The organism is Mobiluncus curtisii subsp. curtisii ATCC 35241 (assembly GCF_000146285.1).
Taxonomy (GTDB): Bacteria; Actinomycetota; Actinomycetes; order Actinomycetales; family Actinomycetaceae; genus Mobiluncus; species Mobiluncus curtisii.
Map to the genome: position 1 here is coordinate 1,306,326 of NZ_GL385912.1, position 24,593 is coordinate 1,330,918.

At 56.8% G+C, this 24,593-nt stretch carries 19 protein-coding genes; 6 read left to right on the forward strand and 13 right to left on the reverse strand.

The annotated features are described in order from the left end of the window. Window positions 1-177 precede the first annotated feature (177 nt). From HMPREF0574_RS05735 to HMPREF0574_RS05760, 6 genes are all read right to left on the reverse strand, one after another. Window positions 178-2,034, reverse strand: a complete 1,857-nt coding sequence (locus tag HMPREF0574_RS05735; RefSeq protein ID WP_004007770.1) for a hypothetical protein — start codon at window positions 2,032-2,034, stop codon at window positions 178-180. After that, the gene (locus HMPREF0574_RS05740) at window positions 2,031-2,240 is read right to left on the reverse strand and encodes a hypothetical protein (RefSeq protein WP_248612668.1); all 210 of its coding nucleotides are present in this window, start codon (window positions 2,238-2,240) and stop codon (window positions 2,031-2,033) included. The genes HMPREF0574_RS05735 and HMPREF0574_RS05740 overlap by 4 nt, the downstream gene beginning before the upstream one ends. Window positions 2,241-2,469: 229 nt before the next feature. Continuing rightward, window positions 2,470-4,119 carry an NAD(P)-binding protein gene (locus tag HMPREF0574_RS05745; RefSeq protein WP_036324933.1) on the reverse strand — a complete coding sequence of 550 codons (1,650 nt, stop codon included), beginning with the start codon at window positions 4,117-4,119 and terminating at the stop codon, window positions 2,470-2,472. A gap of 41 nt (window positions 4,120-4,160) precedes the next feature. Next, entirely contained in the window at window positions 4,161-5,312 is a 1,152-nt protein-coding gene (locus HMPREF0574_RS05750) for a thiamine pyrophosphate-dependent enzyme (protein ID WP_004007773.1), read from the reverse strand. Between the two features lie 20 nt (window positions 5,313-5,332). After that, window positions 5,333-6,691 (reverse strand): transketolase C-terminal domain-containing protein, encoded by a 1,359-nt coding sequence (locus HMPREF0574_RS05755; RefSeq protein ID WP_004007774.1) that lies wholly within the window; start codon window positions 6,689-6,691, stop codon window positions 5,333-5,335. A gap of 66 nt (window positions 6,692-6,757) precedes the next feature. Continuing rightward, on the reverse strand, window positions 6,758-7,324 hold the full coding sequence (locus HMPREF0574_RS05760) for a 2-oxoacid:acceptor oxidoreductase family protein (protein WP_004007775.1): 567 nt from the start codon (window positions 7,322-7,324) through the stop codon (window positions 6,758-6,760). 209 nt (window positions 7,325-7,533) lie between these two features. Here HMPREF0574_RS05760 and HMPREF0574_RS05765 point away from each other — a divergent pair, with 209 nt between their 5' ends. Then, window positions 7,534-8,814 (forward strand): diaminopimelate dehydrogenase, encoded by a 1,281-nt coding sequence (locus tag HMPREF0574_RS05765; RefSeq protein ID WP_236585971.1) that lies wholly within the window; start codon window positions 7,534-7,536, stop codon window positions 8,812-8,814. Window positions 8,815-8,862: 48 nt separating this feature from the next. Continuing rightward, window positions 8,863-10,017: a DUF418 domain-containing protein gene (locus HMPREF0574_RS05770; RefSeq protein ID WP_004007777.1), complete on the forward strand. Its 1,155-nt coding sequence runs from the start codon at window positions 8,863-8,865 to the stop codon at window positions 10,015-10,017. 57 nt (window positions 10,018-10,074) lie between these two features. Here the strand turns inward: HMPREF0574_RS05770 and HMPREF0574_RS05775 are convergent, their stop codons facing one another. Next, a complete protein-coding gene (locus HMPREF0574_RS05775) occupies window positions 10,075-11,778 on the reverse strand; it encodes an SLC13 family permease (protein ID WP_004007778.1) in 1,704 nt (567 codons plus the stop codon). Between the two features lie 676 nt (window positions 11,779-12,454). Here HMPREF0574_RS05775 and dnaB point away from each other — a divergent pair. Beyond that, on the forward strand, window positions 12,455-13,831 hold the full coding sequence (gene dnaB, locus HMPREF0574_RS05780) for a replicative DNA helicase (RefSeq protein ID WP_004007781.1): 1,377 nt from the start codon (window positions 12,455-12,457) through the stop codon (window positions 13,829-13,831). A gap of 51 nt (window positions 13,832-13,882) precedes the next feature. Here the strand turns inward: dnaB and rplI are convergent, their stop codons facing one another. The 6 genes from rplI to HMPREF0574_RS05810 form a co-directional block, all read right to left on the reverse strand. Then, window positions 13,883-14,347, reverse strand: a complete 465-nt coding sequence (gene rplI, locus HMPREF0574_RS05785; protein ID WP_004007782.1) for a 50S ribosomal protein L9 — start codon at window positions 14,345-14,347, stop codon at window positions 13,883-13,885. A gap of 21 nt (window positions 14,348-14,368) precedes the next feature. Continuing rightward, window positions 14,369-14,614: a 30S ribosomal protein S18 gene (gene rpsR, locus HMPREF0574_RS05790; RefSeq protein WP_004007783.1), complete on the reverse strand. Its 246-nt coding sequence runs from the start codon at window positions 14,612-14,614 to the stop codon at window positions 14,369-14,371. Window positions 14,615-14,699: 85 nt separating this feature from the next. Beyond that, window positions 14,700-15,248 (reverse strand): single-stranded DNA-binding protein, encoded by a 549-nt coding sequence (locus tag HMPREF0574_RS05795; RefSeq protein WP_004007784.1) that lies wholly within the window; start codon window positions 15,246-15,248, stop codon window positions 14,700-14,702. Between the two features lie 131 nt (window positions 15,249-15,379). Beyond that, window positions 15,380-15,667: a 30S ribosomal protein S6 gene (gene rpsF / locus HMPREF0574_RS05800; RefSeq protein ID WP_004007785.1), complete on the reverse strand. Its 288-nt coding sequence runs from the start codon at window positions 15,665-15,667 to the stop codon at window positions 15,380-15,382. Between the two features lie 245 nt (window positions 15,668-15,912). Continuing rightward, window positions 15,913-18,174, reverse strand: coding sequence for a transglycosylase domain-containing protein (locus tag HMPREF0574_RS05805; protein ID WP_248612669.1), 2,262 nt, complete (start codon window positions 18,172-18,174; stop codon window positions 15,913-15,915). A gap of 53 nt (window positions 18,175-18,227) precedes the next feature. After that, entirely contained in the window at window positions 18,228-19,757 is a 1,530-nt protein-coding gene (locus tag HMPREF0574_RS05810; RefSeq protein ID WP_004007787.1) for a CCA tRNA nucleotidyltransferase, read from the reverse strand. 112 nt (window positions 19,758-19,869) lie between these two features. Between HMPREF0574_RS05810 and HMPREF0574_RS05815 the strand changes: the two genes are divergently transcribed. The 3 genes from HMPREF0574_RS05815 to murJ are packed head-to-tail and all read left to right on the forward strand — an operon-like array spanning window position 19,870 to window position 24,522. Then, entirely contained in the window at window positions 19,870-20,382 is a 513-nt protein-coding gene (locus tag HMPREF0574_RS05815) for an NUDIX hydrolase (RefSeq protein WP_004007788.1), read from the forward strand. Next, window positions 20,286-22,802 carry a DUF6049 family protein gene (locus HMPREF0574_RS05820; RefSeq protein ID WP_236585969.1) on the forward strand — a complete coding sequence of 839 codons (2,517 nt, stop codon included), beginning with the start codon at window positions 20,286-20,288 and terminating at the stop codon, window positions 22,800-22,802. Before HMPREF0574_RS05815 ends, HMPREF0574_RS05820 begins: the two co-directional genes overlap by 97 nt. Then, a complete protein-coding gene (gene murJ, locus HMPREF0574_RS05825; protein ID WP_236585968.1) occupies window positions 22,795-24,522 on the forward strand; it encodes a murein biosynthesis integral membrane protein MurJ in 1,728 nt (575 codons plus the stop codon). The genes HMPREF0574_RS05820 and murJ overlap by 8 nt, the downstream gene beginning before the upstream one ends. The last annotated feature ends 71 nt before the right edge of the window (window positions 24,523-24,593 follow it).

The following is a 24,593-nucleotide window of genomic DNA, read 5'->3' on the forward strand; positions in this document are numbered from 1 at the left end:
TCCCAGCTTGTTTTTGGTATCTGTCAGACACCATTTCTTACTCTCAATATTAGCGTTTTATCCCCTCGAAACGAAGGACGTTTCCCCTGAATATCAATGAGAAATGCCTGAATATCGCCAATTTGTTTCCTGTGGGACTTACTTTCGAAACCAGTTAACCTGCAATTCTTCCCCGATTTAATTTCGCGTCATCTCAAAACGTTGCGAATCCGCGAATACGATTTTGTGATTAAGATTCATGTCATTGTTACGACATTTCAGGAAATAATCACCTTGTGAATAGTGCGCGTTCAGGAAATCATCCGCCATTTGGGCATATACCGAATCCCGGTTGTGCGCCTCGGGAATGTTAAACAAGCTGCCCCGGTTGCCCCATACCGTGACATGGTTCGCCGCGCCTGGATTCAGTCCCGCCTCCAGCTTCGGCACCAAGTCGTTACTGTTCTCAAACGAAATCATATGGATATTTTCGGGCACCCGGTTCATTGCTCCCGCCACCGGTGATCCGGCGGTTATCACCGAACGCACGTTATAGTGGCTGGTAAATGACGGATCCGCCGCCAGGTTCGCCGCCACAATTCCCGCTTGGGAGTGCCCCACCAATTCCACCGGGGTCGTGGCGTCCACCTTCATGCTTTCCAGCGCTGCCTGCACCGCTCGCGCTGGACCGGTCTTCATTCCCGCCACCGCTTCCGTATTTGTCAACATGTCCTGGGGCATCCCCGACCCCGCATCCCAACTCTCGGTACCCCGCAGAATGACCCGCACTCCCTTCTGACCGGCGGCATTGCGCCATCGCTGAATCTCGAACGCCCCGCTGTCACCGTAGGGGTCAATAGTATTGGAATAACGGAACACGTCGCCCGGATTTTTGGGGAATGTTCGGGTCGCCCCCGCTCGACTCCCGTCGATGGTCCACCCCAGCCCCGCGCCTCCGCCCTGTTTACGTGGGTTGTATGCTTGAGTCGCCAATAGTTTGCGTTCCAGGCGTTGCGCCCGGTTTACTCCGATGAGCTTGCCCGTTGGGGTTTTGGCAAAGTTTGCCCTTCGAGTGTCCCGAGTCTCCTGTTGACTGGCGGCGAACTTGGCGTAGGCTCTCTGGTCATATGCGCGCAGCCACAGTGCGGGCAGCTGTTTCCCGAAAGGCACAGTTTTTCGTGGAACGACGCCGGTTTTTTCCAAGATGCCCCGGTAGGTAAAGAACTGTAAAGGTCCAAAAAGCACCATCCCTGCCACGGTGAGGGGATCGTCCCACCCGGAGGCATGAATCAGGTCTGGCGGAGTGACTTTATCAAACCAGCCGTCAAAAGCGGCGTTCAGTTCCGCAGAATCCTCAAAGCCGGGAGTGTGCAAGATGGCGGTGCTCCCGTTACCGCTGACCATCAGAGAGTTCGTCGCCCCGTATCGTTGGGCACCGAGCTTCGCCTGCATCCACGAGAGGAACACCGCTGCCAGCTCAGTATCGCTCATTTGCCCCGTGTGATACACGTGACCGTCCACCGTGAAACTGGCAGGGAAGTATTCCCGCAACGCTAACTGGTGCGCGACCAGGCGCATCGTAATCGTTTCAAAATCAAAGGATGCAAATAGATTCCTGAGGTCGTCTTCGGTCAGTTTATACACTCCCAGGACCCGTTCAAGCTGCTGGCGCAGCGACTCGATTTGCTGACTCACCGCCACGGTGCCACAGCGAGCCTGACACGCCACTGCTGCCGCGTTTTCAAAACGAACCCACGCTGACTCCAGAGCTGCCAGCTGGGAACTGTACAGGGCGACGCCTTCCGGGGTCTCGCACAGTCTGACCAACCGGGCATGAACCGTGTAATAGTGGTGTGCCAGGCGGGACTGTTCAACGGAGATGCAGTGCGTCAACGCGTCCAGGACTTGCGCGCTATGCTGCAGGCTCGCCCTCAGTTGTTCCATCTGGTCCGTGTCTACGCACAAGCCGGGTCCGCCACCTACCAAAAAATCTTGCGGATGACCCACCACCGGACTGCGGTCGTCCCCAATAGAAACATCGTCGAGCCAGCTCACAGCAGTGCCTCCAAACTCGCTTTGGCGTCCTCTAGCTCATTGATGTAGTCACCCAAAATTTCTAGGTCCCGCAGCCGCTCTCGCCACCTCTCGTTATAGACCTGTGCCGCCACCCCCAGCCACGTGCGGTTTTCTGCCTTACAAAAATGGGCTACCGCCTGGGCGTGTTGCCGGCTGAACAGTCCCCAGTAACACATCTGCGCCATCATCTTCCCCCTTTGCGCACCGTCGCCAGTGAGGCTCCGGCACCACCAACCTAACCGGAGGACATCCGCCACCACACTTGTGACCGTGTTAAAAGTGGATAACCGCTTCCCGCCACACTTGTGGAAAACTCCTCACACCCGGACTTTTGCGTGGAAAAGCGCCTAAAAACTCGCCGGCTCGGTCAAGTTTTTGGAAAACCTTGACCGAGCCGGAATCCGTAAACCGGGTTCAGATATTTTCGGGAACCATCGAAATCGCCCCGCACGGGCATTCTTCGGAGCAGATGCCACAGCCCTTGCAGTAGTCGTACTTGAACACGTACTGAGTGGGTCGAATCTTGGTGATAGCGTTATCCGGGCACACCCCAAAACAGTTGTCACATCCGAAACAGTTACCGCAGCTCATGCAGCGGCGCGCCTCAAAAACGGCGGATTCTTCGTCTAAACCCTGCACGACCTCGTCAAAAGTCGAGGCGCGACGCGGACCTTCAATCTTGTCGCGAACCTGGCGGGGAGCGTCCGCATAGTACCAGGTGTTCATACGTTTGATGGCGGCGTCAGGAGCTTTGTCCCGCGCCTGATATTCCTCGCCATGTAGGTAGGCGTCAATGCAGCGAGCAGCCTTTTTACCGTGACCGATCGCGATGGTGACGGTGCGATTGGAGGGCACCATATCGCCCCCGGCAAACACGCCTTTCATCCCCGTCATCATGCGGGAATCGACCTTTACCACGCCCTTTTCAACCTCGATGCCGGGAGCTTTCTCGACGATACCCAAATCAGTTTCCTGACCCAGCGCCATAATGACTGAATCGGCGCCCAGCTCCTCATACTCGCCGGTGCCGACCGGGAAGCCTTCCTCGTTCAACACCATTTTTTCAATCTTGATAGCCCCGCCGTCCACGTGCTTAATCGTGGAGAGCCACTTCATCATGACGCCTTCTTCCTCAGCCTCCATGATTTCCGAATCATGGGCAGGTGCGCGGTCGCGAGTCCGGCGATACACGATAATCGCCTCTTCGGCGCCCAAGCGTTTCGCGGTCCGGGCTGCGTCCACCGCCGTGTTCCCGCCACCATAAATGACGACGCGGCGTCCCAGCATCGGTTTCTCGTCGGTTTCCATATCTGCCAACATATCCACCGCGTCCATCACTTTTGCGGAATCCCCGGCGGGAATGTCAGCGTGACGGCCCATCTGGGCACCAATAGCCAGGAACACGGCATCGAAATCACCCGCGACTTCAGCCACGTTCTCTACCTTTGAGTTGAACTCAAAAGTGACCCCCATGTCGGCGATACGCTTCACTTCCTGATCGAGGATGCCACGTGGCAGCCGGTAGGAAGGAATCCCAAACCGCATCATGCCCCCTGCCATCGGACCGGCGTCCCGCACCGTGACGGTGTGACCCATCCGGCGCAGATGGTAGGCAGCCGACAACCCGGAGGGACCCGCTCCCACCACCAGCACTTTCTTGCCACTTTCGGGAGCGAGCAGACCGACCGTCCACCCTTCCAGCAGGGCTTTGTCCCCTACGAAGCGTTCAATCGCGTTGATACCCACCGCTTCGTCCACCATGCCGCGGTTACAGGCAGTCTGACAAGGGTGGTAGCACACGCGTCCCATCACCGCCGGCAACGGGTTGTCAGCCATCATCTGTTCCCAGGCCTGACGATACCTGCCTTCTTCGGCATAAAACAGCCACTGTTGGCAGTTTTCCCCTGCCGGACAAGCCTTGTTGCACGGCGGTAGGTTACTCACATAGACGGGTCGCTCGGTGCGCCACGAACCGGTCTCGTTCTCAAGGGAAGAACCGACCTCGAGGGTAATCGCAAAAGGAATAGTTTCCTCTTTCTTCAGTTCAAGTTTGGCTGGTGTCATTTTCGTTTCCTCTAACTTTTTCAATAGCTTCCGGGCGCCCGTTAGTCGGTTTCGGGTTCGTTGCTGACGTCCATTACCTGCCGCCCGGGCAGTGCCGCAGCAAAACGTCCCGCCGGGTCATCGGGAGCACTCAAGATACGTTCCCGCACGTCCTCGTCCAGTGAATCCATCTCAATCAAGCCGTAACGTTTAATGTTTCGGTCGGCAATGGCTTGAATCCGCGCCAACACTTCGCGCGAATCCGGACCTTTGAAGACGTGAGCGAAACGACGCTGCGACTTCAAGTAAGCCTCGACCGGGGCAGGGCGACGAATCTTGGTGACGGAAGTAATCTCTCCGTTCTCCGCTTCATACACGGGGAACAGCCCGGTCTGAATCGCCAAACGAGCCAAAGTGACCGTCAAGTTTGAGTTTGAACCCCACCCCAGCGGACAGGGCACCAAAACATGCAGGTAGCGCGCTCCGCGGTAAGTCATCGCCTTTTGCACCTTGTATTCCAAGTCACGCAAATCCGCTACGGTCGCGGTGGCGACGTAAGGAATCTCGTGTGCCATCGCAATCCGCGGCATGTCTTTACCCTGGGTAAACACGTTGCCGGGATGTTCGCCGACCGGCTGAGTCGTCGCGGTGCGTGCCGCCGCCGGGGTTGCCCCGGAACGCTGCACCCCGGTGTTCATATAGGCTTCGTTGTCGTAACAGATAAACAGGACGTCGTCGTTACGTTCAAACATGCCGGATAGGCACGCCATCCCAATATCGACGGTGCCACCGTCTCCGCCTTGAGCGACCACACGAATGTCGTCTTTGCCCATAGCTTTCAAACCCGCGGCCGCTCCGGCTGCCACCGCAGCGGCGTTACCAAACAGGGAGTGCATCCAGGGAATCGTCCACGCGGTTTCCGGGTACGGGGTCGAAAACACTTCCAAGCAGCCGGTCGCGTTGATTGCCACCATTTTGCCTTTGGCGGCAGTCGTAGCGGTATCAATCGCGTAGCGAGCTCCCAACGCTTCACCACAGCCCTGACAGGCGCGGTGTCCGGAAGTCAAGGAGTTTTTCCGGTTTGGGTCGGATTGCAGGGAACGCCACTGCAGGTCTGCCAACCGGTTACCGACCGCGAAGGAGCCGACTTGATAGAACTTGACCTGTTCGCGGGCCGGAATTTCGGTCTGTGCAGATTGCGTGATTTCAGTCATTTTCTTCTCCTCTGTTCGGCTTATTCGGCCTGGTCGGGCACTACCGGGACGGCGTCTTGCTTGATGGACGGGGAAGCCACGCGCGGGTTGCCGACCTTGTCCGCCTTGGGTTTCGGACCGGCTTCGGCAATTTTTGCGTTGGCGCGCAGCACCCGTTCGCGTTGCAGGTTGGTGGCAAAAGCGCCGGAGCGCCGGGTAGCGGCTTCTCGCTCCAGTTCTCCTTGCACCAGTTCCATGTCCAAGTCCATGAAGGTCAGAGGCTCGATGGTGTCTGCCACGGCCTGATCCAGCATGGCGTGCAGGGAATTCTTGGTGATGTTGCGCCCACCCAACCCAGCAATAACTTCGTAGCAGGTGAAAGGCAGTCCGCGCATCGCCGCGCGCAGCTCGGAAGAAACAATCCCGCCAATCCCCAGCTGGAAGGCTTTTTCGAGACACACCACGCGCTTCGCGCTTTGCAACACCTCACGGATGGCCGCGAAGGGGAAGGGCCGGAAGGACACGAGAGACATAATGCCAATCTTTTCGCCATTCTCGCGCCGCTGATCGACCACGTCCTTGAGCGTGCCGACCACGGAGCCCAGCGCCACAATGATGGTTTCGGCGTCCTCGCAACGGTAGGTGTGCAGCAAACCGCCGGAATCTCGCCCAAAAATACTCTTAAACTCAGACTGTACCTGCGGAATGAGGTCCAAGGCCTGCAGCATCTTGTGGTGGGCGATATAGCGCACTTCGGTGAAGGCTTCGGGACCGACCATTGCCCCGATAGAGAGCGGATCGTCCGGGTCCAGTACTTGACGGGGTTCATAAGGGGGCAGGAACTGTTTGACCTGTTCCGGTTCGGGCAGGTCGACCTGTTCGACCGCGTGGGTGAGGATAAACCCGTCCATGCACACCATCACCGGTACGCTGAGTTCCTCCGCGATGCGAAACGCTTGCACGTGCAGGTCCGCGGCCTCTTGGTTGTTTTCAGCAAACAGTTGCAGCCATCCGGAATCACGCTGGCTCATCGAGTCGCTGTGGTCATTCCAGATATTGATAGGCGCACCGATGGCTCGGTTCGCCACGGTCATTACGATGGGAAAGCCCAGACCGGCAGCGTTATACACGGCCTCGACCATATAGAGCAGACCTTGTGAAGCGGTAGCGGTATAGGAACGTGCCCCCACGGCTGAAGAGCCGATACAGGCACTCATGGCAGCAAACTCGCTCTCGACGTTGACGTATTCACAATGTTCGAGTTGACCGGACTTCACCAGGGCGGACAGGGCTTCGACGATGTGGGTTTGGGGACTGATGGGGTAGGCAGCGACCACGTTGGGCTGGCAAGCCGCGACGGCTCGAGCAATCGCCTGGGAGCCTTCGATTTGTTTCAGCATTTCTTCTTCTTCCTTTTAGTGCCGAGTCCGGGGCGCGCCACACTGTCCCGGTGCCGCGGGGGCATTTCAGACCATGTTTGCTTTTACATATTCATAAGCGGTCGCGGCGGCTTCTACGTTGGAGTCACCGACTTTGCCTTTAAACTTGCCACGAATGGCGTCCTCGACCGATTCCAGTTTGATGATCCCGGTCAGCGCTGCCAGTCCGCCCAGCAAAACTGCGTTCGGCAGGGGACGTCCCAGCTTTTCCAGGGCGATTTCAGAGGCGGGCATGGACATAAAATGACCCTGCGGCAGCCTGGTCTCGAGCTCTGACACCCCCAGTTCGGCAGCGGTCTTTTGGGAATTTACCAGCGCGTATCCGTTATCTTTCAGTCCCGAAAACGGATCCATAATTGCCAGCAAGGTCGGGTCTTGTACGATGACAATGTCCGGATCCAAGATAGGTTCCCGAGAGTGAATTGCCTTATCTTCAATCCGGCAATAGCTCACGACGGGAGCGCCGGTCCGTTCCGACCCGAAAGACGGGAAGGCTTGGGCGTGGTGGCCGTCAGCAAAAGCCGCGTAAGCCATTAAATCGGAAGCGGTAACCACACCCTGACCACCGCGACCGTGTACTCGAATCTCAACCATGTTTCGAGCCTATGTTTCCCACCCGGTTTTGTCCTCTATCGCGGATAAAACCGGGGTTTTGCAATGAACAGTCCCCGTAAAAAATTGGGCTTGGGCAGTCTTTAAAAGCAGCATAGACTTGCAAAAAACGTGCCCGCGCTACGATTTCCCCTTTAGGTTGAGCGTAAATGAGCTAAACTTGTGGCACGCACGAGCCAATGGGGGCAACGATGACACAGCAAGAAGACACTCGTATTCGCGTCGGGGTGGTCGGATTCGGTAACTATGGCAAAGCGGCTGCCAAAGCCGTGGGCAAGTGTCGCGATATGGAACTGGTGGCGATTTTTTCCAAACGCGACCCGCAAAAGCTGCAAAACTCTTACGCCAAGGTTTACCCCACTGATACGGTGGCACAGTTCGCCGACCGTATCGACGTGGTCATTATTTGTGACACCTTGGCGACCAAGCTGCAGGAAGAAACCCCCCAGCTCGCCCAATACTTCCACACTGTTGACGCCCACCCCTTGCGCGGCAATCCACCCTCGGCCGCGGAAGTCGACGCGAAACGTCAGCTGCGCATGGAGGAACTGGAGAACATGGCGAAAGATATCGCTGCACGCCAGGCAGCTCTTGATGCCGCCGCCGGCGTGGAGCAAACTGCCGTTCCGGAAGCAACTTCACAGGCAACGGCAGATGGGAATGTGGCTCCCGGCGGAGAGGGTGCGGAAGACCTCGATGAAGGCATTCATGAAGTCTCCGGTATGATGCTGCCCGCATTTATCAAAGAGCCGGTTTTTCAGCCAGTTTACAAAGCATTCCCCGATTACTTCGCGGCGGTAGACCAAGCGGGACAATCCACCAAACACGTGTCTTTGTGCGCCGTCGGTTGGGAGCCGGGTCTGATGTCGATGTTCCGGGTTATCTCTGACTCGCTGTTCCCCAAGACGAAAACTTACACATTTTGGGGGCGCGGGATTTCGATGCAGTGGTCCAATGCGATTCGCGCTTTTGACGGCGTGTTAGACGCGGTGGCTTACCAGGTACCCAAAGAGGAACCCCTTACCGCAGTGCTCAACGGGGAACCCATCTATGATGATTCTCGCAAAGCCCTGCACTACATGGAGTGCTACGTGGTGGCTGACCCAGCCTATGACAAAGAGCAGCTGCGTGAGGAAATCATGGAAATGCCGGGCTGGTTTGCCGACTACGACACCCAGGTTACCTTCCTGAGCCGCGACGAAATGCGCGAGTTTCATTCCAGACTCATCCATGCCGGACTGATTTTGTCGCGCGCCTCGACCTCCCAGGGCGTTAACGAACAGATTAAGTTGGAAATCGACATGGACGATAATCCCGAGTTCACCGCCTACGTCATGGTGGCAGCGGCTCGGGCGGCTTACCGGGCCGGGCAAGCTGGCTGGTCAGGGGCACACACCATGATGGAAATTCCTCCCATCTGGATGCATCCTGACTCGCCAGAAAAGCTTCGTTTCCAGATTTCCGAGTCGTAGCCTAATCTGGGGGCTTCTCTGAGCTCTCCGGTCAGCTAAACTGCCTTTGTGACGGATTTTGCGCAGCGGCTGCTGGGTCGACCGGCCCTGACCGGTCGGGTCGTCGGCTTGGATATGGCTCGCGGCCTGGCCATTTTGGGGATGTTTACCGCACATATGTGGGTTTCAGTGCAAGGTCCCGTCTCTGGCGTGATGGCCTTGTCTCACGGACGTTCCGCCCCGCTGTTTGCGCTGCTCGCAGGGGTTTCGATGGGTATCATGCAGCAGCGTCTGTCACGCCGTTTTGCCGGTTCCCCCGCGTTATCGAGACGCTTTTACGGTGAAAAAATCCTGGTGCGCGCTGCTTTCTTAATCCTTCTCGCTACCCTGCTGAGCCTCATCAACACCCGTATCCTGCTGATTCTCGATAACTACGGGGTGTGGATGGTTTGCGCACTGTTCTGGGCAGGTCTGTCCATTCCCATGCAGCTGGGAGTTATCGGTTTGTTGCTGGTCGTAGGCATCCCGTTGTGGCACTACCTGAACCTGCTGTTTTTACCGTCCGAAATTGGCGTGGTCCTGGGACTCAATGATTATCAGATGCCCACGTTCCTCATCTACGTCCTCACCGGGTTGATTCTGTGGCGTTTGGGTTGGGCGGGGGTGACCCTCCGGGCGCGTCGACTGCAGAAGTACGGTGCGGTCATCGGGTTGGGAACTGCTGGCGTAATTTTCGGGGTCGGCACCGCTGTTGATTCGCTGCGTTTGGGGCGGTTTTCGGGGGTACTTTTCGGGAACGACACCCTGTCTATCGCCAATCCCACTCCGGCACAGTTGTGGTATCAAACCCTGATCTATATCGCGCCACATACGGATTCGGTAGCGGAAACCGTGGCAAACACGGCTTGGTGCGTGGGGCTGACTTCCCTGTTGCTGCTGGCAGGACCCACTTTCAACGGATTCTTTTCCCCGTTGGCGGCGTTGGGTTCGATGGCGCTGACCATTTATACCCTCCACATTATCTGGCACGCCGTCACGTTTCACCTGTTTGGCTATGCCGGGCTCATCCCCTCCCTCATCATCATGATTGTGGTTTTCCTGCTGGTCGCGAGCCTGTGGCGGTTACGGTTTGGCAAGGGTCCCCTGGAAGCCTTCCTGGCGCGCTTGAGCGATCCTCCTCACCGCGCGGATAGCGCCGCGGGAAAACCCACCAAAAACGATTAAAAACGTGTCGGTCGGCAGGAAACCCACCGACCGAACACGTTTGCGTTTAGAAACCGTTTACGGCAACACCAGACCAAAGATGGGGATAGCCAGGGCAAATACCGTGATGGTAATCAGCACCAAGCCCACCAGAGCGATGATGAAACCGCCCTTGATCATGTCGGTAATCTTGAGATACCCAGAACCGTAAGCAATAGCGTTTGGCGGGGTCGCTACGGGGAGCATGAACGCACAGGTCGCAGCCAGAGCTGCCGGGATTGTCAGAATCATGACGTTAGGACCTTGCAAGCCGATACCCATGGCGACGCCACCGATAATCGGCAGGAAGGCAGCAGCGGTGGCAGTGTTGGAAGTCAACTCGGTCAGCGCCAGCACCAGGGCAGCGACAGCCAGCACAATCAGCACGATTGGGGCTCCTGCCAGTCCCTTCACCTGTTCGCCAATGTAGTAAGACAGACCGGTGTGCTCAAACTGCTTGGACAGCGACAGACCGCCACCGAACAACAGCAGGATGTCCCACGGAATTGTCTTGGCTTCGTTCCAGGTCACCAGACGTTCCCCGTTGGGCTTACCGGGGATGATGAACAGCAACACCGCCACGCTCATCGCCACGATAGCGTCAAGCTTCTTGGGACCTTCAATGCCGGTAGCCTTCAAAATCAGCGGCACGAAAATCCAGCAGAACACTGCCAGGATGAACAGCAACATAACCAGCAATTCGCCGCCACGCAGTTTCCCGAGCTTGGCGTATTCTTCGTTAATCAGTTCCTTACCGCCGGGGATTTCATCAACTTCCGGCTTGAACATGACGAAAGTCAAAATCCACCAGGCGAACAGCGTAAAGACAATGACCATCGGCAGCCCCATCAGGAACCACTTGCCGAAGTTAATGTCGTAGTGCAGGGTATCGCTCATGTACGCCTTCAAAAGGGTGTTCGGGGGGGTCCCGATGGGGGTCGCCAACGAGCCGATAGAGGCGGAGTAGGCGATAGCCAGCATCAAACCGACAGCAAAGTTGGAACGCTTGATACCTTTCTTTTCCGCCATGGCCGAAGCCACATCGTCGCCTTCGTTCAACAGACCGGACATCACACCACCGTGGATAGCGCCACCGTAGGCGGCTTCCACATCCAGTCCTTTGCTGGCGGCGGAGTTCTTGTCTCGAGCTGATTCAAACAGCTGCACTACAGACAGACCGATGGGTAGCATCATCACAGCGGTAGCGGTGTTGGACACCCACATCGAAATAAAGCCGGTAGCAATCATGAAGCCCAGCACCAGACGGCGTGGCTTCACCCCGACGACGCGGACGATACCCAGAGCCACGCGCCGGTCAAAGTGCCAGCGCTGCATGGCAATAGCCAGGATGAACCCGCCCATGAACAGGTAAATCGTGTCTGAAGCGTAGGATCCGGCAGTGCCGGCGTAGTCGTTGACTTCCAGCAGGGGGAATAACACCAGCGGAACCATTGCTGTCGCAGCCAGCGAGATAGCTTCGGTCATCCACCAGATAGCCATCATGACCGAAATCCCAGCGACCAGGTACACTGCACCGACATTCATTTCTTCTTCTTTGATAACGTCAGCGCCGACAGACTTGGTAATGACGTCTACCGCGTCACGCGGAATCAAAAAATAAACGATGGCACCCAGAATGATGCCACCGAAGAGCCCGATAATACGAACTTTTGAGATTTTCTTTTCGCCTTCGGATTGCTCCACATCGTGTCTATCAACCGGAAGGACTTCCTTTACACTCATACTTTTGCGTGCCTTTCGTGATTAATCAGCTCAGCTTTGAGCTGACTTGGCACATTGTATATGACAATTTGCGAAGCAAATCTCAAACCGGTAACCATTATCGGGATTTTTTTGGTAAACGTCCAGGTTATTCCCGTGTCAGTATGTGAGATTAGCTTTTTTCGCACCTTGATAGTTCACCAGTCCGGGGCACGGGTCGGTCTGTGTCCGCGGTTTTCCAGGGGTGTGGATAACCTGTGGATAAAATCTCGGACGTCGAGGGAATTTTCACCTTTGGTCTGCTTGCCAAAGCCGTCGCAAGTGTGCTAAAGGGACCCGCTGCAAGCATAAATACCCAGTTCAACGGCATTTTGTCCACTTAAACCTTATTTACGTAGTGAAAGGTTTTAACTCCGCAGCGCTGCCATCCTTAATTCACAGCGACTGTGGATAACCTGTGAGTTTCTAAACCGCGACATCTCACCTAACTTTGCCAGACAAGCCGCGGTAACCGCACCCTTCCAAAACCAATTCACCCTCTTACCCACGGCTTATCCACAGCTTTATGCCGGGTTATCCACTTATTTTCCACCAAAACGGTTTGCTTAGTGAACACCGAAAGCGTAGGTTTGAGACCTGATGTTTATTCTTTTCACCCCTTTTCGTCAGAGGTGAAGTGTCGGCGAAAGGAGGACCTGTGGAAGACACCGACGCACCTCCGCTTGACCGGATTCCCCCACATAACATCCTGGCAGAACAATGTGTACTCGGTGCCATGATTTTGTCCAAGAACGCTATTGCCGACACTTATAAGCTGCTGCTGCCCAGCGATTTCTACGACTCGCGTCACGAGATTATCTTTAACACCATCCTGGACCTCTACGCTGCGGGAGCGGCATCCGATCCGGTGACGGTTCCTGCTGAACTGGAGAAACGCGGACAGCTCTCTCGCATCGGCGGTTTAGATTACATTCATACCGTCGTCCACTCGGTGCCCACCGCCGCTAACGCTGCCTACTATGCCCAGATTGTGCGCGACCAGGCGACGTTACGCGGTCTGGTCGAAGCGGGCACCCGCATCACCCAACTCGGCTACGCCATAGACACCACGGATGCGGATGAACTCATCAATACGGCTCACGCTGAGCTGGACCGTGTCAGCGAAAAGCGCACTTCTGAGGACTATCGGCTGCTATCCGAACTGCTGACGCCGGTCTTGGACGAAATCCAGCAAACCGATGATGACCCGCACACCGTGCACACGGGGTTTCTCGATTTTGACCGGGTGACGAACGGTCTGCACGCCGGTCAGTTGGTCATTGTGGCAGCTCGTCCGGCAATGGGTAAATCAACTTTCGCGCTCGATATTTTGCGTCACGTGACTCTCAGAGAGAAGCGTACCGCGGCGATTTTTTCACTGGAGATGTCCGCCGCGGACATCATTAAGAGGATGCTTTCCGCGGAAGCCAGCGTGCCACTGTCTCTGTTGTTTGCGGGAATGCCCAATGACGGTCAACAGAACCAAGCTAACTGGGACAATATCGCATCGGCATATAACCGGATGAAGTCCGCGCCTTTCTTTATTGATGATTCCCCGAACCTGACCATGCCCGATATTCGTGCCAAATGCCGGCGTTTAAAGCATTCCCACGATTTGTCACTCATCGTCGTGGACTACATCCAGTTGATGAGTTCACACAAGCGTATAGAGTCGCGTCAACAGGAAGTTTCAGAGATTTCGCGATCCTTGAAGCTGTTGGCAAAAGAGCTGGAGGTGCCGGTCATTGGAGTCGCTCAGTTGAACCGTGGACCGGAGTCTCGTACGGATAAGAAACCGATGATGAGCGACCTGCGAGAATCGGGATCTTTGGAGCAAGACGCCGACATGGTGTTGCTGTTGCATCGCCCTGAGTATTACAACACCGATGACCGACCTGGTGAAGCTGACCTCAATATCGCCAAGCACCGTAATGGTCGCACCGAAGTAATTAACCTGCAGTTCCAGGGCAAGTTTTCGCGTTTTGTTTCGGGGATTCGTGCCAATCAAGAAGAACCCCCGCCTCCGGACTATTAAAAAGCCCGGTGCCGGAAACCTGTGGGTTTCCGGCACCGTTTTGTTTAGGCTCTACTTCTCAGCCCGCACCGTGACCTCGAGCGGTGAGGTAAGTTCTTCGAACAGACGCACTGTCAGCTGGTAAGTACCGACCGACTTAATGGGCTGCTCGATGACAATCTTGCGTTTGTCGATTTCCGCGCCCTTTTGCTCTTTCACTGCCGCCGCAATCTGAGCGGTGGTGATAGCCCCAAACAGACGCCCATTCGCACCAGCCTTGGCGTCAATCAACACCGGATCTCCCTCAGCAAGTTTGGCTTGCACTGCCTGCGCGACTTCCATCGAAGCAATCTGCTTCTTTGCCAAGGCGGCCTTCATCCGGTCGATTTCCACCTGGGATCCCTTGGTCCAGGGCATCGCCAAACGACGAGGCAGCAGGTAGTTGCGTGCGTAACCGGGACGTACCTCAACCACGTCACCAGCGTTACCGAGCTTGGCGACTTCGTGTGTCAAAACAACTTTCGTATTCTGAGTCATGGCTAACTTCCTCCCTCAAAATCAGCGGCCGGAACCGGAGTAGGGCAGCAATGCCATCTCGCGGGCGTTCTTAACCGCTTTCGCAATCTGACGCTGTTCCTGCACGGACACACCAGTGACGCGACGGGCGCGAATCTTGCCGCGGTCCGAAATGAACTTGCGCAGCAAAGCGGTGTCTTTGTAATCAATGTTGCCAACCTTTTGAGCCTTTAGCGGGTTGGTCTTTTTCTTAATGGGTTTGGTGTTATTGCGCATCTGCTTACCCATATTGATCTCCTTTTATATTGTGTTGAAAAACTTATCTATGCTGTGTCGGAATGCCGGGTTGAATACCCTAGCACGGCAGACCGGTTTAGAACGGCGGATTCTCGCCAAAGCTGGAATCGGCGGGAGCACCATATCCAGGCGCGGGCGAACTCCAGGCATCCCCATCGGATCCTCCAGCGGGAGCTCCGTAAGTGGGCTGCGGACCAACTCCGCCAGGAGCGCTGTTGTAGCCGCCGCCGTTCGGGTTGGCACCAAACCCACCCTCACCGCGCTGAGTCCGGTTTACCGAAGCGGTAGCAAAACGCAAGGACGGACCAATCTCGTCAACCGTCAGCTCCACTGAGGTGCGACGAGAGCCGTCTTGGGCTTCCCAAGAGCGCTGCTGCAAACGACCCTGCGCAATGACGCGCGACCCCTTGTGCAGGGATTCCGCGACATTTTCAGCCAGTTCCCGCCAAGCGGTACAGCGCAAGAACAGAGCTTCGCCGTCTTTCCAGCTGTTGGAGGCGCGGTCAAATGAACGCGGAGTTGACGCAATCGTAAACGAAGCCAGCGCCGTGCCAGATTGACCCCAGCGAAGTTCCGGGTCAGCCGTTAAGTTGCCTATTACCGTGATAATCGTGTCGCCTGCCATTGTTTCTCCTTAGTTACAATCAATCCGGGGCGTGGTGCCAAAATCCGCTCTCTGTGTACCGCCGTTTCCGGCTCTACTCAACATATCAGGGACCCTGGAGACCAAAATTCGCCTCCGTTTGAGTGGAAAAATTAGGCATCCTTGCGCATCAGTTTGGTGCGCAGAATCGACTCGTTTAGACCCAGCTGACGGTCCAATTCCTTGGCGATTTCCGGGGTGGTTTCCATATCGACAACCACGTAAATCCCGTCCGTCTTTTTCAAAATGGGGTAGGCGAGCTTGCGCTTGCCCCACACATCAAGTTTCTCAACTTTGCCCCCCAGGTCTTTTACCTGACCAAACAGGGCACTCATCGAGGGTTCGACAGTGCGTTCATCGACCTCGGGGTCGATAATCACCATCATTTCATATTTCCGCATGTAACTCTCCTTTGGTCTTAACGGCCCCGGTCTCTCCGGAGCAGGAGTCGCCGCCTTGGCGCGGCGCCAAAACAGCCTTACGATTCTAACGTTTTCCGCTCACTTTAGCCAATTCACAGGTCTGTAAGGCGATAGCTCGGGACCTTGCCACCAATGGAATCGAGAAACATGTCACCACACGCCACTCTGCCAGGAGCGTCCACGACCGCAGACCGGCTCCACCTCGCTTGTGAATCGGTCACCAGTTAGGCAGCGGGACCGCCCGACTCGGTCGCGCCGCCTTCCCCACCCGGTGCGGGATTAGGAGGAGCCGGCGAATTACCGGGGTTAGGAACATACCCGGAAGTGCCGGGAATGGTGGGACTGGGCTCCGCTCCACCCGAACCATTCCCGCCACCAGCAGGTCTATTGCCCGACTCGTTGGGGGACAGATTTCCCGGATTGCGCGGCTGCGCCGGAGCTGGCGGCAGAGACGGGTTTGGTGGTAAAGAGCCGACAGGACCGGGGTTTGTTGCAGTTTCGCTCTCCGTAGGTCTGGGTTCCTCCGAACGGGTCACTTCCACTTTCTTCAGTTTCTGAGCTTTCTCAAACTGCTCGACTTCCAGACCTTTCACGGCCCCAGACATGTAGTGTTTCCACAGCCACGCCGGCCAGGTGGAACCGGTAACTTCTCGAATACCGCCAAACGGAGTAATGGATTGTTCTTCCCCGTTAGGTCCGGACTGGTACATTCCGACAATCGTCACCGCCTGGGGGATGAATCCGGCAAAAACTGCGGATTTGTTATCGGTAGACGAACCGGTCTTACCGGCAGAAGGCCTGCCGATTTGGGCTTTCGCCGCGGTGCCTCCCGCCTGGAAAGGACCCGTCAGGGCTTGGGTGGCAGTCAGGGCGATGTTGCGATCGATAACCTGGTCCGCCGAGAAAGACGGCATATAGACAATGTCTCCGGAAGTGTCCGTAACCTGGCGAATCATGTGGACTGTCTGGCGCTTACCCTGGTTGGCGATAGTTCCGTACGCTTCGGCAATATTTGCCGCCGTGGGTGAGGCAGACCCCAGCACGTTCGTCAAGGAATTATCCAAACCCGGAGTATTTTCGGGATAGCCCAAACGAATCGCGACTTCCTTGGTCAAGGACGGTCCAACTTTCGCGTTCAAAGCGACATAAGCCGTGTTGATAGATTTCGCGGTGGCTTGCGCCAGGGTGACAGTTCCATAAGAGGCTCCGCCGAAGTTCCTGATAGGCACCCCTTGAATGGTCTGCGGGGAGTTTCCGGGATAGGTGTCATTCAGGGACCCACCCTGTTCCAAAGCCGCAATCATGCCGAAGGGCTTAAACGTAGACCCGGCTTGGAAATGTTCCTGGGTGACGGCGTTAATTTGGACTTTCAGATAGTCCTTTCCGGGATATTCCGCGATAATCTCCCCGGTACTCGGATCGGTAGAAATCATCGCGACATGCAGGTTATCCGAATGACCCGACGGCAGCTGCGCCACCGTTTGCTCCATCAATTTGACCTTATCTTTGTCCAAGCTGGTGACGACTTTCAGACCCATCGTGTCGATTTGTTCCTCGGTCAAACCTGCCAGATCTTTCAGCTCTTGACGTGCTTGGAACATGAAATAGCCGCTCAGTCCCCCAAAGTCCTGCACACTCGGGGTAGGTGGAATCGTGGTCGGGAACTGTGCTGCTGCCTGCTGTTCAGGGGTGATATACCCGTCGGCAGCCATATTCTTAATGACCCGTTTCCACCGTTTTTGTGCCAGCTCGGGACTGACTGCCGGATCGTAGGCGGACGGCGCAGGGATGATTCCGGACAGCAGCGCTGCCTCCGAGTAATCAATGTCCTTGGCGTCCTTGCCGAAATAAGCCTTCGCAGCAGCCTGAATCCCGTAGGAGCCGCGACCGAAATAAATCGTGTTCAGGTAGTTGCCCAGGATTTCGTCTTTTTCTTGCTGGCGGTTGATTTTCAACGCCATAATGGCTTCTCTGGCTTTCGCCCAGTACCGTTGCACCACGTTTCCCTGGTTCGTGTTTTCCGCCATGTAGTAGCGTTCCACGTACTGTTGACTCAACGTGGAGGCACCCTGTGTTGCCCCACCGCGGGCGTTATTGAGGAAAGCCCGCGCGATACCCCGCAAATCGACCCCGGAGTTCGTCCAAAAGGTTCGGTCCTCTGAAGCCACGACGGCGTTGCCGATTTGTTTGGGCAGGTCTTTCGCGTCGATGATTTCCCGGTTTACCTCAGCAAACTTGCCGATTTCGGTGGCTCCATCGGAATAGTACACGGAGGTGACTTGGGCGCGGGCAAACTCGGCAGGTTTGGGCACTTCGGTAGTGGCGTAGACAATCAGGAAGGTTGCCAAGGCTCCCACCAGCATCAGGATAAAGAGGAACAGCAGAGTCAGAAAAAAGTTGCGTACATAGTGGTGTTTGCGCCGTATGGGTCGCACCTGTCGCACCATTTGCCCAGTTACTGTGCGTGGTCGTGCTGCCTTTGCCATATTCCCTGTCCTCGCCACAGTTTTCCCGGCTCACCTCTGGCGGTAAAGCGGTGTTACTGCGCTTTGTCCTGCTCTTTCGTACCATTGTGCCATTTTTCCCACCAGTCACGCAGAACCGCAGTGGCATTTTCCGGTCCCACCGGACCGTGTTCCATCCGGTATGCCAGCATGAATTTATAGGCTTTCCCGACTTCAGGACCCGCGGGAATCCCCAGGATTTCCATGATTTCATCCCCGTTGAGTTCGGGGCGTACCGCGTCCAATTCTTCCTGAGCTTTCAGCTCCTTAATCCGGGCTTCGAGGTCATCATAGGCAGCGGCTAACCGTTGGGCTTTTTTCACGTTGCGAGTCGTGCAGTCGGCACGAGTCAGGCGGTGCAGGCGTTCCAACAATGGACCGGCATCGGTGACGTAGCGGCGCACGGCGGAATCGGTCCACACCTGTTCCCCATAGCCGTGGAACCGCTGATGCAACGCGACCAAGCGGGACACATCACGAATCGTCGCCTTGTCATATTTCAAGGCTTTCAGGCGAGCGCGGGTAATCCGCGCCCCAACCACGTCATGCTGGTGGAATGTCACGACCCCCCCGGCCTCGAAACGTCGGGTCGCGGGCTTGCCAATATCGTGCAAAATCGCCGCCAGGCGCAGCACCAAGTCCGGGGCGGGCACGGGTCCGTCCGGTCCGGTCTCCTGCGCGATAGCCTGGTCAAGCACGGTCAAGGAGTGCTCCCACACGTCCTTGTGACGTTTGTGTTCGTCTTGCATATCGAGCAAATCCATCAGCTCGGGCAGGACTTGTTCCGCCAGGCGGGTGTACACCATCAGTTCCAGCCCCCGGCGAGGCGCTGGGGCGGTCATTAGGCGGGACAGTTCAGCCTGGACCCGTTCGGGGGAAACAATAGTCAGCCGCTCGCGCATAGTTTCCATCGCCTGCATCGTTTCGTAATCCACGTCAAACTCGAGTTGGGCAGCAAACCGGGCGGCGCGCATTATTCTCAGGGGGTCATCCGAGAATGACTCTTCCGGGTCGATAGGGGTGCGCAAAATCCCTGCTGCCAAATCGTTGAGCCCCCCGGTGGGGTCCACCAGTTCCAGGGTGGGCAGGCGTAGCGCGATGGAATTAACCGTGAAATCACGGCGAAACAGGTCCCCCTCCAGGGTGTCACCGAACTTGACGGTGGGTTTGCGGGAATCCCGCTGGTAGTCGTCGCTGCGATAGGTCGTGATTTCAAAGACGTCATCGCCTTTGCGGGCTCCCAAAGTGCCGTAGTTGCGTCCTACGTCCCATACTGCGTCCGCCCAAGAACGCAGCACCGCTTCGGTTTCGTCGGGACGCGCCGAGGTGGTCAGGTCTAAGTCATGCGGGGTGATTCCCAGCAGGGCGTCACGTACCGGTCCTCCGACCAGCGCAATCTCATAGCCCGCGGCGGCGAACGCCTCTCCGAGAGGCACCACTTTCGCTTTCAACGCCTGACGCACCGCGTCCTGCCGGCTTGCTGTCGTGCCGGACTGTTTCCCTGCCGCGGTCGTTTCCGGGGCAGTCGGATTCGGGGGTGCGCTGTTCGCGGTGGTCTGAGTCATGACCCTCCTCTCGGGTACGTTCCTTTCCAACTAACCGCTCATTACCGGGACTTTTCACCGTATTTTCAACCGGTTAGAAAAACCTCTGCACTATTTTATATAAAATCGTCGTATGTCAGCCGCATCGGAATTGCCGCAGCCCGTCCCCGCGGGCTTTTACCGGTCCCGTTCGGGGCGGCTGCTGCCGATTGTGGAAGAGGTCAGTGCGGGGGGACTGGCTGTGAAACGTGTCGAGGGAAAGGTGTGCGCCGCATTGATTTTGCGTCAAGGTCGCGCCGGTCGTCTGGAGTGGCTGCTGCCCAAGGGGCATGTGGAACCGGAAGAGACGATTCCTCAGGCCGCAGCTCGTGAGGTTGCGGAAGAGACAGGTATCGAGTGTCGCCCGGTGCGTTACCTTTCCTCGATGGATTATTGGTTTTCCGGTACTGACCGTCGGGTGCACAAGGTCGTTCACCATTTTTTGCTGGAGGCTACCGGTGGTCAGATAACGGCGGAACGCGATCCTGACCGCGAGGCTTGCAGCGCCCAATGGGTGCCGTTATCCCTCCTGGACAAACGCTTGGCATTCCCTGCCGAACGTCGCATCGGTGCGTTGGCTCGAAAAATGTTGGGGGTGCGCAGTTGAAGACGCGCCGCTCAATTCCGTTCATTTCCCGCGTCCTTATCGGATTAGCGGCGTTATCTTGCGTGTCGTTAGCTGGAGGTACCCCCCACCCCGCGCAAGCTCAAACCGAAAAACCGTCCCCCACCCCTTCTGCCAGCCCCTGTGCGTCCGCCACCAACTCACACTCCGCCAGCGCCTTTTGCGGACCAGGTTTTAACCGTCAGGGCGTTCGTCTGGAGATTACCGCGATGACTCCCATCGTGACGCCAGAGACTACCGAATTGACCGTCAGTGCCCTGTTGGAAGTCAATTCGAATTATCACCAGGCTGCACAGGGGACACTGCATCTAAACGTTTCCACCCAAACCCCCCTTACCCGTGAGGAGCTGAACCAGTGGATGGATGTCCAGGGCAATGACGCGCGTTTGCAGCGAAAAGTCCAAACAGTTGCGACCCTGCCTATCGATCACCTTACCGCGGGTAAACCTCAGCCGGTGACACTGCATGTACCCGTGACTGACCTGCCCCTGGGGCGTTCGGACCAGTGGGGACCCAGACCCTTGAGTCTGACTTTTGTCCCGGATGCGGCTGCGACGGAGAAAGTCCCGTCCAGTACCGATTTGGCATCTTTCAGCGCCCAGGACCGCGCGTTTTTATTGTGGGATTCCGGCGCCGCGTTTGAGCCCAGTGAACTGTTGACTTTTGTGCCGCTCACCACCACGCACGCTGATGTTGTGGCGGCGGACCGCGAGCTACCAAACCTCGGCAGTCGCCCGAACCAGCGGCTCATGGAAGTGTGCGCGCTGGCAAATGCCACCCCACTGACCCCCGTATTCGACCCCTTTTTGATTGCCACGGAGCTGAACGGGGTGGACGAGACCTCCCGTCTGCTGAATTTGAGCAAACCTAGCCCGTCTCCCAGTACCGAGCCGCGTCCCGCTGTGACACCTTTGCGTGACCTGGTCGCCGCCGGTAACTGCGGCCAGCAGCCGCCTGCCTATCTGCCTCCGGGGGATTTCGGGGCGGCAAACACCAGCTGGTTGGCGCCGGCTGCGCAGGATTTGTTGCGCACCACCGCGGTTGAATTGGGTACCAAAGTCACCCAAAGAATCCCGGAATATCAAGGGAATCTGTTGTTGTGGCCGGATTTTTCGGTGCGCTACTCGCCGTCCGGAGATGTCGCCCAAGAAGTCTCGACCTGGGGGAATCACCCGCTGCTGCTCTCCCCCGACTCGGGTTTTAAGGAGTTGGGGAAGTCTCCCGCTTATGACACGGATAGCCGCCAGCGTATTGAGTTTTCAGCACCCGGAAACACCACTTCGGCTGCAGGGTGGACTTTGGACGGGGATTTGTCCCGCCTGTTGAACGGTCAGCCGGCATTTGATGCCAGTCAGACTCCCGCGGATTATCGGCTTTCTGCCGTGGGGGCGCGGCAGTGGGCGCTCGCGTCCACGGCGGTGCTGACCCGGCAGCGTCCTTTTGCCCCCCGCGTCTTCGCGGCGGGTGCCGACCGGGATTACAGTGCCACACCGACGCAAAAGGCCGTGATGCAGGGTCTCGGTCAAGCTCGCTGGTTGAGTTTCCCCGCCTGGAACACGGTCCTGCCCCCCGTGAGTGAAGCCGCGGGGACGCAGACCCGAACGGTCACGGTACCGGCTCCCACACCGGCTGGACAGACAGATTCTAGCTCCTTTTCTACCGGCTCGAAAGCTGCTATTCCAGGAGGAAAACCATTGACGTGGTTCACCAACCCGACATTTGCGGCAGCGGATAATCTTCGAGTGGGTACTGCCCTGAGCGCTGCCATGTCTGAACCGGCACGATTTAACACCATGTTTTCGGCTCTCCAAATCTCCAGCGCCTGTGCCACCTGTACCGCCAGCATCCCGGATGGCACCATTTGGGCAGGAAAATCGGCAGCTCGCCAACAAACCCCCTCACCCCACTCGTCCCAGACCGAGGAACTGGCGCCCAACACTATTGACCCCGACATTTCCGCGGCAATTATTGATTTGATTAATTCGCAACCGGCCTCGGTCATCAATCTCATTGATAAGAGCGCCCAGCTGCCGATCTCTGTCTCTAATGGTTGGGACCAAGCCGTGAGTGTGCGTCTGAAATTGACCCCTTCGGATACCCGTTTGCAATTCAATCCGGTGGAGACTCTCACCATAGCGCCTCACTCCATCGGTCAGTTCCGCATCCCGGTGAAAGCAGTCGGTTCGGGAGATGTGCAAGTCACCGTGCAACTGACCAACCCGGCAGGGCAGAGCATCGGCGCGGCGGAAACTATCCAGGTGCGAGTCCGGGCGGAATGGGAATCCACCGGAACCTACATCGTGGCTGGTTTACTGGCTGTCGTGTTGGTTTTCGGGATAGTTCGGCGTATCGTGAAAGGCCCCAAGAACCGTACCCCAAAACGGGAGACTAAACGTGAGTGAACACCCGATGAATGCGCCCGCTCCGGACTCCAACCCGAACCCGCCCGATTCCCCGCAACTACGTAAAGTAGCTGACGGGGTAGCAAACACGAAAACCGGTAAATCCAGCGTCATCATGGCAGCCGGCACCCTGGTATCCCGCGTGCTGGGCTTTGTGCGCCAATGGCTGCTGGTCGTAGCTATTGGCGGGTTCGGTATCGCCGATGCCTTTAACACCGCCAATATCTTGCCTAACACGCTGTATAACCTGCTGGCGGGCGGAATTTTGAATGCGATTCTGGTGCCCACCATCGTGCGCGCGCTGGCAAACAACAACGGTAAAGAAGGGGTTGACCGGGTAAACGCCCTGCTCACACTCGCTTCTATCGCCTTGTTGGGTCTGACGGTACTGTCAGTGGCGCTCGCGTGGCCCCTGGTGATGCTGTTTGCGGGGGGAATGCAGCCGAAATTGTTTGACCTGACCGTCATCTTTGCGCTGTGGTGTCTGCCCCAAATCTTCTTTTACGGCACGTATGCTCTGCTGGGACAAGTGTTGAACTCGCTGTCCAGCTTCGGTCCCTACATGTGGTCTCCGGTGGTGAATAACCTGGTGGGGATTGCCGGACTGGGGATGTTCATCAACTTTTACGGCACCGCCCCCAGCCACGACTTTGATGTGTCGAAGTGGGATGCGCCCCGGATTGCCCTTTTGGCAGGTTCCATGACGTTGGGGATTGCACTGCAAGCGATAATTCTGGTGTTTCCCCTGATGCATCTCGGGTTCCGGCTCCGCGCCAATTTTCACTGGCGGGGTTTAGGTTTCCGCCATACCGGTCGAGTCGCCGCCTGGGCTTTCGCGGGTCTGGTGGTTAATACGTTCATGAACCTGATTGTGGCGCGTATCGCTTCGGCAGCCAATGGTGCCGGACAGCTGGACGGGCAGTTCTATCCCGGTTTCGCTATCTACCAATACGCCAATACGCTGTATATGCTGCCCCAATCTCTGGTCACAATTTCCGTGACTACCGCGGTCTTTACCTCTATGGCACTGCACGCGACCCGGAACGACATCCCCGCTCTGGCTGGGGACTACCTACACGCCGCCCGATTGTCCAGTCTGTTCAACTTCCTTTTGGCAGGCATGTTGATTGTGGGAGCGCTGCCACTGGCTAATGTCACCGCCACCGCGCTGCCACCCCAGCAAGCTCAGGCTTTAGCAGCCATCCTCATCATCTTGAGCTTGGGGATTCCGGGGCAAGTCATTTTTTCAACCACCTCACGCGCCCTGTATTCTCTGGAGGACACGCGGACCCAATTTTTCCTGATGCTGCCTTTCCCCCTCCTGACTGCCCTCCTCGGTTTATTTTCGTACTTTCTGCTCAGCCCCTCTTTCTGGGTACCCGTGACGGCGGCGGCCGAACCGTTATCGTTGACCACGTCGGCACTCCTGGGTTTGGTGTTGTTGCATCGTAAAGGTTTCGCAAAAGCTGTGTTTGCCCAAGTTCTCGGTCACTATCTGCGTTTATTCGTGGCGGTGGTCGTGGCAGGAATTCCAGCGTGGATAGTGTTGACTTTCGTCATTCCATCTCCCGGAGCGGACTGGACTTACGGTGCCACTTTCATCTCCGGGGCATGGCGTTGCCTGGTTGTGGCGCTGGTCATGGTTCCCCTCTACATCGGGGCACTGTGGGCATTTCGGGTACGTGAAGTGCGCGGACTTGTCACCAAGCTGCACCGCTAACGCAGAGAACTTCGCTATATTTTGTCGCGGTTTTCCTTGACGGGCTAAAATACATAAATCAGCTGGATTTT

What these genes read in the sequence shown, in the direction of transcription:
- HMPREF0574_RS05810 (WP_004007787.1), bottom strand. Translation starts at nt 19,757, where the DNA reads ATGACTCAGACCACCGCGAACAGCGCACCCCCGAATCCGACTGCCCCG.
- rpsR (WP_004007783.1), bottom strand. Translation starts at nt 14,614, where the DNA reads ATGGGTAAGCAGATGCGCAATAACACCAAACCCATTAAGAAAAAGACC.
- HMPREF0574_RS05750 (WP_004007773.1), bottom strand. Translation starts at nt 5,312, where the DNA reads ATGACTGAAATCACGCAATCTGCACAGACCGAAATTCCGGCCCGCGAA.
- HMPREF0574_RS05760 (WP_004007775.1), bottom strand. Translation starts at nt 7,324, where the DNA reads ATGGTTGAGATTCGAGTACACGGTCGCGGTGGTCAGGGTGTGGTTACC.
- HMPREF0574_RS05740 (WP_248612668.1), bottom strand. Translation starts at nt 2,240, where the DNA reads ATGGCGCAGATGTGTTACTGGGGACTGTTCAGCCGGCAACACGCCCAG.
- rplI (WP_004007782.1), bottom strand. Translation starts at nt 14,347, where the DNA reads ATGACTCAGAATACGAAAGTTGTTTTGACACACGAAGTCGCCAAGCTC.
- HMPREF0574_RS05755 (WP_004007774.1), bottom strand. Translation starts at nt 6,691, where the DNA reads ATGCTGAAACAAATCGAAGGCTCCCAGGCGATTGCTCGAGCCGTCGCG.
- HMPREF0574_RS05765 (WP_236585971.1), top strand. Translation starts at nt 7,534, where the DNA reads ATGACACAGCAAGAAGACACTCGTATTCGCGTCGGGGTGGTCGGATTC.
- HMPREF0574_RS05775 (WP_004007778.1), bottom strand. Translation starts at nt 11,778, where the DNA reads ATGAGTGTAAAGGAAGTCCTTCCGGTTGATAGACACGATGTGGAGCAA.
- HMPREF0574_RS05745 (WP_036324933.1), bottom strand. Translation starts at nt 4,119, where the DNA reads ATGACACCAGCCAAACTTGAACTGAAGAAAGAGGAAACTATTCCTTTT.
- rpsF (WP_004007785.1), bottom strand. Translation starts at nt 15,667, where the DNA reads ATGCGGAAATATGAAATGATGGTGATTATCGACCCCGAGGTCGATGAA.
- HMPREF0574_RS05805 (WP_248612669.1), bottom strand. Translation starts at nt 18,174, where the DNA reads ATGGCAAAGGCAGCACGACCACGCACAGTAACTGGGCAAATGGTGCGA.
- HMPREF0574_RS05795 (WP_004007784.1), bottom strand. Translation starts at nt 15,248, where the DNA reads ATGGCAGGCGACACGATTATCACGGTAATAGGCAACTTAACGGCTGAC.
- HMPREF0574_RS05820 (WP_236585969.1), top strand. Translation starts at nt 20,286, where the DNA reads ATGGGTGCCGTTATCCCTCCTGGACAAACGCTTGGCATTCCCTGCCGA.
- HMPREF0574_RS05815 (WP_004007788.1), top strand. Translation starts at nt 19,870, where the DNA reads ATGTCAGCCGCATCGGAATTGCCGCAGCCCGTCCCCGCGGGCTTTTAC.